At 53.7% G+C, this 5,297-nt stretch carries 7 protein-coding genes and 1 pseudogene; 7 read left to right on the top strand and 1 reads right to left on the bottom strand.

The genetic code is table 11. The features are described from left to right. The 4 genes and pseudogenes from ACIREA_RS26005 to ACIREA_RS25990 all read left to right on the top strand — a co-directional run. Positions 1–721, top strand: a 721-nt coding sequence (locus ACIREA_RS26005) for a hypothetical protein (protein ID WP_397385237.1), incomplete at its 5' end; no start/stop codon positions are given. A gap of 5 nt (positions 722–726) precedes the next feature. Continuing rightward, complete coding sequence (locus ACIREA_RS26000) at positions 727–1,227, top strand: ADP-ribosylglycohydrolase family protein (protein WP_397385236.1); 501 nt, start codon at positions 727–729, stop codon at positions 1,225–1,227. Next, positions 1,197–1,349: a hypothetical protein gene (locus ACIREA_RS25995; protein WP_397385235.1), complete on the top strand. Its 153-nt coding sequence runs from the start codon at positions 1,197–1,199 to the stop codon at positions 1,347–1,349. Before ACIREA_RS26000 ends, ACIREA_RS25995 begins: the two co-directional genes overlap by 31 nt. Positions 1,350–1,403: 54 nt before the next feature. Further along, positions 1,404–1,583 (top strand): annotated as a pseudogene (locus ACIREA_RS25990) (transposase); the annotation flags it as partial. 251 nt (positions 1,584–1,834) lie between these two features. On the opposite strand, the gene ACIREA_RS25985 reads toward ACIREA_RS25990, so the two are convergent. After that, on the bottom strand, positions 1,835–2,062 hold the full coding sequence (locus tag ACIREA_RS25985; protein ID WP_397385234.1) for a hypothetical protein: 228 nt from the start codon (positions 2,060–2,062) through the stop codon (positions 1,835–1,837). Between the two features lie 871 nt (positions 2,063–2,933). Between ACIREA_RS25985 and ACIREA_RS25980 the strand changes: the two genes are divergently transcribed. The 3 genes from ACIREA_RS25980 to ACIREA_RS25970 form a co-directional block, all read left to right on the top strand. After that, on the top strand, positions 2,934–3,302 hold the full coding sequence (locus ACIREA_RS25980; RefSeq protein WP_397385233.1) for a dihydrofolate reductase family protein: 369 nt from the start codon (positions 2,934–2,936) through the stop codon (positions 3,300–3,302). A gap of 530 nt (positions 3,303–3,832) precedes the next feature. Then, positions 3,833–4,861 (top strand): hypothetical protein, encoded by a 1,029-nt coding sequence (locus tag ACIREA_RS25975; RefSeq protein ID WP_397385232.1) that lies wholly within the window; start codon positions 3,833–3,835, stop codon positions 4,859–4,861. A 185-nt stretch (positions 4,862–5,046) separates the two neighbouring features. After that, a partial coding sequence (locus ACIREA_RS25970) for a transposase (RefSeq protein ID WP_397385231.1) occupies positions 5,047–5,297 on the top strand: 251 nt, incomplete at its 3' end.

Raw genomic sequence — 5,297 nt, 5'->3', positions numbered from 1 at the left:
CTTCGCCTTTGATCGAATCATGGATCTGAGCGTGCGCTATGAAGGCAAGTGGGCTTCCATCGGACCACGCTTTCAGCCTGTGCTGGTGGACTCAAAGTTCCGTGGGGCGTCTGAGGAGAGGATTATCCTCTCACCCAGAATCATCGCGCAATCCCACACCGGACCGGGAGGCGTGAAGAAAGTGCTGCGTTCGCCTGGTCAAATCGCCATTGCCTACAATGGCACGGCCACTGATGACGACGAGACCGAGCAGGCCGCAGCACTCGTGGCGGATGCCTACGCGCTCTTTCTGCTTGGCCCGTTCTATTTCCAGCAAAGCGGCACGGTCTTCGCCATGAATGGTGAGTCCCTAGTGGATCAGGCTCTGTGTGATGAGGTGCTCGCCATTCTACGCCCAGGTTTGGGCATGGCAGAAGAGGACCGCGTCATCCTCCACATCGACCGCAGCAGCAAGCTGCTACGCCGAGTGCGCCTCACACTCAACGGCCTGGACAGCACCCGTGGAGCGGAGGTGGATGTGACGTTTCGTGATTTCAAGAAAATCGACGGCGTCCTTTGGCCGACCGACTTTGATGAGCAAATCCGCAGCCCATTCAAGCTCCACGCTCATCATTGGAATCTGCTCGGCCTGGAGAGCAATCGTGGTCTGAGCACTCGTGATTTAAAACTCGTCCAATGGACCCGCAAGGCCGCCAAGCCGAGCGCAGCCATCACTCATTGAGCTTCATGGAGAAGACTACAGACTCACTCACAGGCCTCGCCATGGGAGGTTTCATTGCTGATGCCATCGCCATGCCCGTGCATTGGTATTACGACCGCTCAGCTTTGCGCCATGACTGCGGCACCGTCCGTGACTACATGGCACCAAAGTCACCGCATCCCGGCAGCATTCTCTGGCGCTCTGAATACACCGCGATCAACGAGCGCGGGAACATTCTGCATGATCAGGCGCGCTACTGGGGACAGCGCAGCATCCACTATCACCAATTTCTGCGGGCCGGTGAAAACGCACTGAACCTCCTGCTCACCAAGGTCTTGATGGACTCCCTGATCACCTGCGGCGACTACGATGCGGATGACTATCTCAAGCGCTACATCGACTTCATGCTCACGCCCGGGAAACATCGGGACACCTACGTCGAGGAGTGTCACCGCAAGTTCTTCACCGCCTATGCGCGTGGCACCGCTCCGAGAAAATGCGCTGGCACAGACATCTGCCGGCGGTGAAAGTGACGGCGGCAAACGAGCAGGAGCGTGCGCAGTTCGGCGAGCTCGCTGAGCACATCCAGAAGGCCACAGGAGAAGATGTGCAACTGGCCTATGTGGCTCAAGGTTACACCGGTGTGTAGCCTGAATGCCAGGCGCAAGAGCACGTCATCAAGCTGGAGGCAGTAAAGCTCTCGGAGGCCAAAAAAGGCTTTGTGCTGCTGCCAAAGCGCTGGGTGGTGGAACGCAGTTTTGGTTGGGCGAGGCGCTTCAAGCGCCTCTCAAGGGACTACGAGCGTCTGGCTTCGACTCTCACTGGCATGCACTGGCTGGCCTTCGCGACCCTCATGCTCTCTTATCTATTCGGCAAAAGTTAATAACAGGCTCTCGAGGTGACATCATTCCAGAAAGGTTGCCCCTACTGCTAGGCAAAAGGGGGAGCTTCGAAGTGACCCTTAAGTCACGTTAATGGTTTGAGGTTCCATTCCGTAAGGTCAGGAATCTGCGTTCACTGCAATCCAAAGCAGACGGGTTGAAAAAGGCAGCTTTAACGACCTGAAGAACCTCCTGTGCTCGCTAACAATGGGCACCGGAGGTTTTTATACTCAGGCAGTCAATGACCAGAGTATCAAGCCTGCTTTGAATTCGCCCAGCGTTTCCGCTGAGCGGCAGCCATCCTTTCACGCGTTTCTGGAGACATCACACGTTTCGTCTTCTTCTCCTTTGGGGGCTTATCTTCCTGAACGCTCTTGGCAGGCGCTGATGAACCGCCAAGAATTACAGCAAGTTCCGCTTCGAGAGCATCAAGCTTTTCGCTGATAATGACAGCTTTTTTGAGTTGGTCGGTTGTTGGCATAAGGGTCTAGGGTTTCAATTTCTAGGGTGCATGCTTGTATTTAGTGCTTTTGTGCTGCGCTTGGAAGAGGGGTTTGAACAGAGGAATCAAATGCTTCTCTCCTTTAATCGTGAGATTTTGCTGTCGTAGGAGAGACAGCAATCATAATTAGGAGCAGGAGCATTTTTTGTATTTAACTATGTAAATAGGGCGAAAAGTATTTCGCTTTTCCTAGTCATTTGCAAAGGTTAATGATGAATTTAATGGATTAACCCAAGCTCAAACGTTAATGGCTTTTTTGGTGTTAGAGCTAATATAAGGATAAAGTTAGAAGTCCCCCTCCTCTACGGAATCCGCTCGCACGATAAAACAAAACCGCCAGGCATGCACATCGTAACAGGTTTAGCACGATTTCGTGCAAGTCGAGGCGGTGCACCATAACTATGAGCAAGCCATGCAAGGTGTGACGGCTGCTATTGCGAAAAACACGGCCTGATTGTTCGAAGGATTAAAAAGCCTATCGGCAAATGACACGGGCACCAAGATTCATCTCTCTGGAGCGATACCCGCTCTCTATGCCTAGATCAGTGTAATCCTTGACGGAATAACACATCTTTTAGAATTCGTGTTCAGTCAGCTTACTTAAGATCTTCCCAGACAATCGGTGGAAAAAAACGCCCGATTCAAGGCCTGCTGCACCCATAGTTTGATGCCTGGCTCCCTGCCTTCTCTCGATCCCGTAATGTTGAGCATCTTGATCTCAAGCTGTTTGATGAATTCAGTCACCTCTGATTCAGGCGGTTACGAATCGGCCCCTGACACATGCAAGTAGGGCTTTTGGTGCCTATCCGCGAAATCGATTGCTGGCAGCGGCAAATTGCAGCCCTTGTGCGTGTTGCTCACCGGTAGTGACGAAATCCCGCAGCATTCGCACGTTCTGGCCAACAACTTCAAGGACCGCACAGTCATCATGCGGGGTAAAGATATAGCCGAAGTGCCCGCCGAACTTGGCAAAAGAAATGTTCTAACCGTGCTTATCGAAGGCGGCGACATTATACTCGGCCAGGCTTTTCGCGAAAAGCCGGTCAATGAGGTCTATTGGTACATCGCCCCACGCCTCAGCGGCGTTGACCGCTCTTCGCCCGCTGAACCGGCGCTGCCAATCTCGATTGAACTCGACCATGTCACCGTCCGACCGATGGTCAACAATGTGTTCGTGCACGGGTTTCTTGTGTGGAAGTATGAACCCTATCAGGCTTGAGCGCACCAGACCGTTACCTTCTTCACAAAGCAATCTTTCACACTCCGTCCCCGCGCAACATCCGGTGCCAACTCGCCCCCCCTTCAAAAGCAGTTCCCGTGCAGCTCTTTGACTCTTGTAAAGCGAACCAGATTGGTAGCCGTCAACTAATAGCCTCGATGTAATTACTTTTTCCTTATCGTCGATTTTACCTGCTTGAACGATTTTAAACACTCCCCAGTGTGGGTCCCTGCGTGAGTTAGTTGTTTTGAATCGCAGCAAATCGTGTAAGCCCATCCAATACAACATTTTGGAAGATTACTCTAACTTTAAAAAGCATCACCGTAATCCAACTCCTAGAACAAGCGTGGGTTAACCCGATTTACTTCTTTCGTAAGCTCGTGCGTGGCTCTAGAGGCTATTCGGTTAGCCGTGAGACTGAACTCAAACCAACCATAGAGAAGGCTTCCATACTCCTCGAGTATTGCGAAATTATTTCTTTATGGACGCAAGAGTCCAACCTCAAACAAACCAACCAACATAATCAGACTATGAAATTGAACACGCTCCTGAAAATGCTCGGGTTCTTGGCATTGGCCACCACTCCCGTTGTGGCCGGACCATCCGCTCCAGCTCCTAAAAACCCTATCGCTCCCGCTCCCGCGAACGATGATCTCGGCATCACCGCCTCCATCGGTTATGACTCCAACTACGTGTGGCGTGGCATCAACTACGGCCAGCATTGGGTCCGCTCCGGGCTCAACGGCGAGCTTCTCCTTGTGGGCGGCGCTTCCGAAGACGGCGCAGGCAGCACCTCCCTCCTCTGGGACGTGAACTACGGCTCCCTCGCAGGTGACCAGGACAGCTTCTCCCCGAACATGGGTGATGGCATCAAGAACACCAACTCCTTCCAGCGCCTTCAGCTGGGTGCTGCCATCTCGCATGACTTCGGTCCTGCTGCGGTCAGCTTCGGCTATAGCTTCATCCACAACATGGGCTCCCTCGCCAATGGCAGTGGTATGAACGACTTCTTCGGCCAAGGCTACGGCATGAACGACATCCAGCAACTCACTTTGGGCGTCAACACCAACCTCGGTCCGATCAATCTGGCTTCGAGCGCGAACTATGACCTCTTCAACGGTGGCTGGTACTTCGACCTCACCGCCAAATCCACCATCGCCGTGACCGATGCCATCAGCATCGTCCCACACGCTGGTCTTGGCTATGGCCTGAACTACAACGCTGGCTTCACACAGGCTTCCCGCAACCTCGTCGGTGGCGGCGGCCTCTTCGGCCAGTCTGCAGCTCAAGGTGGCATCTCCGGTTGGACCGCCCTGACTGTTGGCATTGATTTCCCAATCAAGCTCAATAGCCGTGCGACACTGACCCCTTACGTTGCTGCCAACCTGCCAATGGGTCCGATGAAGAATCTGGCTCGCTCCTCCAAGGCGGACTACGTCCCTGGTATCCCGCCTAGCGATGACCCGCCGTTTCCAGGATACCCAGGAGTTCCAGGCGGCCCATCCACCCCGTTCAACAGCATTGTGTACTACGGCGTGACCCTCAGCATCCGCTTCTAATTCTGATTGTTCTCTGAACGATTCAACCCTTCAAGGTTAACCTCCCGGCGCAAGCCGGGAGGTTTTTTGTTGGGTTGCACTGGTGAAATGCACATGCCAGCGCCTCCCTCCATGAGCGGCCTAGAGCCTGTTATTAACTTTAAAAAGCGCTGTACATCGGTGAGGCTCCAAGCAATAAGCTTGGGATGGAACCCGCGACCAACAAGCCAAGAGCCATCTACACCAGTGACGTCAGCAATGCAGAATGGGACTTTTGCCGTCCCTACCTGGTGCTGATGCGGGAGGATGCACCCCAGCGGGAGTATCCGCTGCGCGAGCTTTTCAACGCGCTGCGTTACATCGTGCGTTGTGGCTGCCAGTGGCGCATGATGCCCCATGACCTGCCGCCCTGGCAGAACGTTTACCAGCAAGCGCAGCGTTGGATGAAGGCATGCTG

The organism is Prosthecobacter sp. (assembly GCF_044373815.1).
In the GTDB taxonomy this organism is placed as follows: domain Bacteria; phylum Verrucomicrobiota; class Verrucomicrobiia; order Verrucomicrobiales; family Verrucomicrobiaceae; genus Prosthecobacter.
Note: the sequence above shows the minus strand (reverse complement) of the source record. Positions and strands in the feature narration are given on the sequence as shown.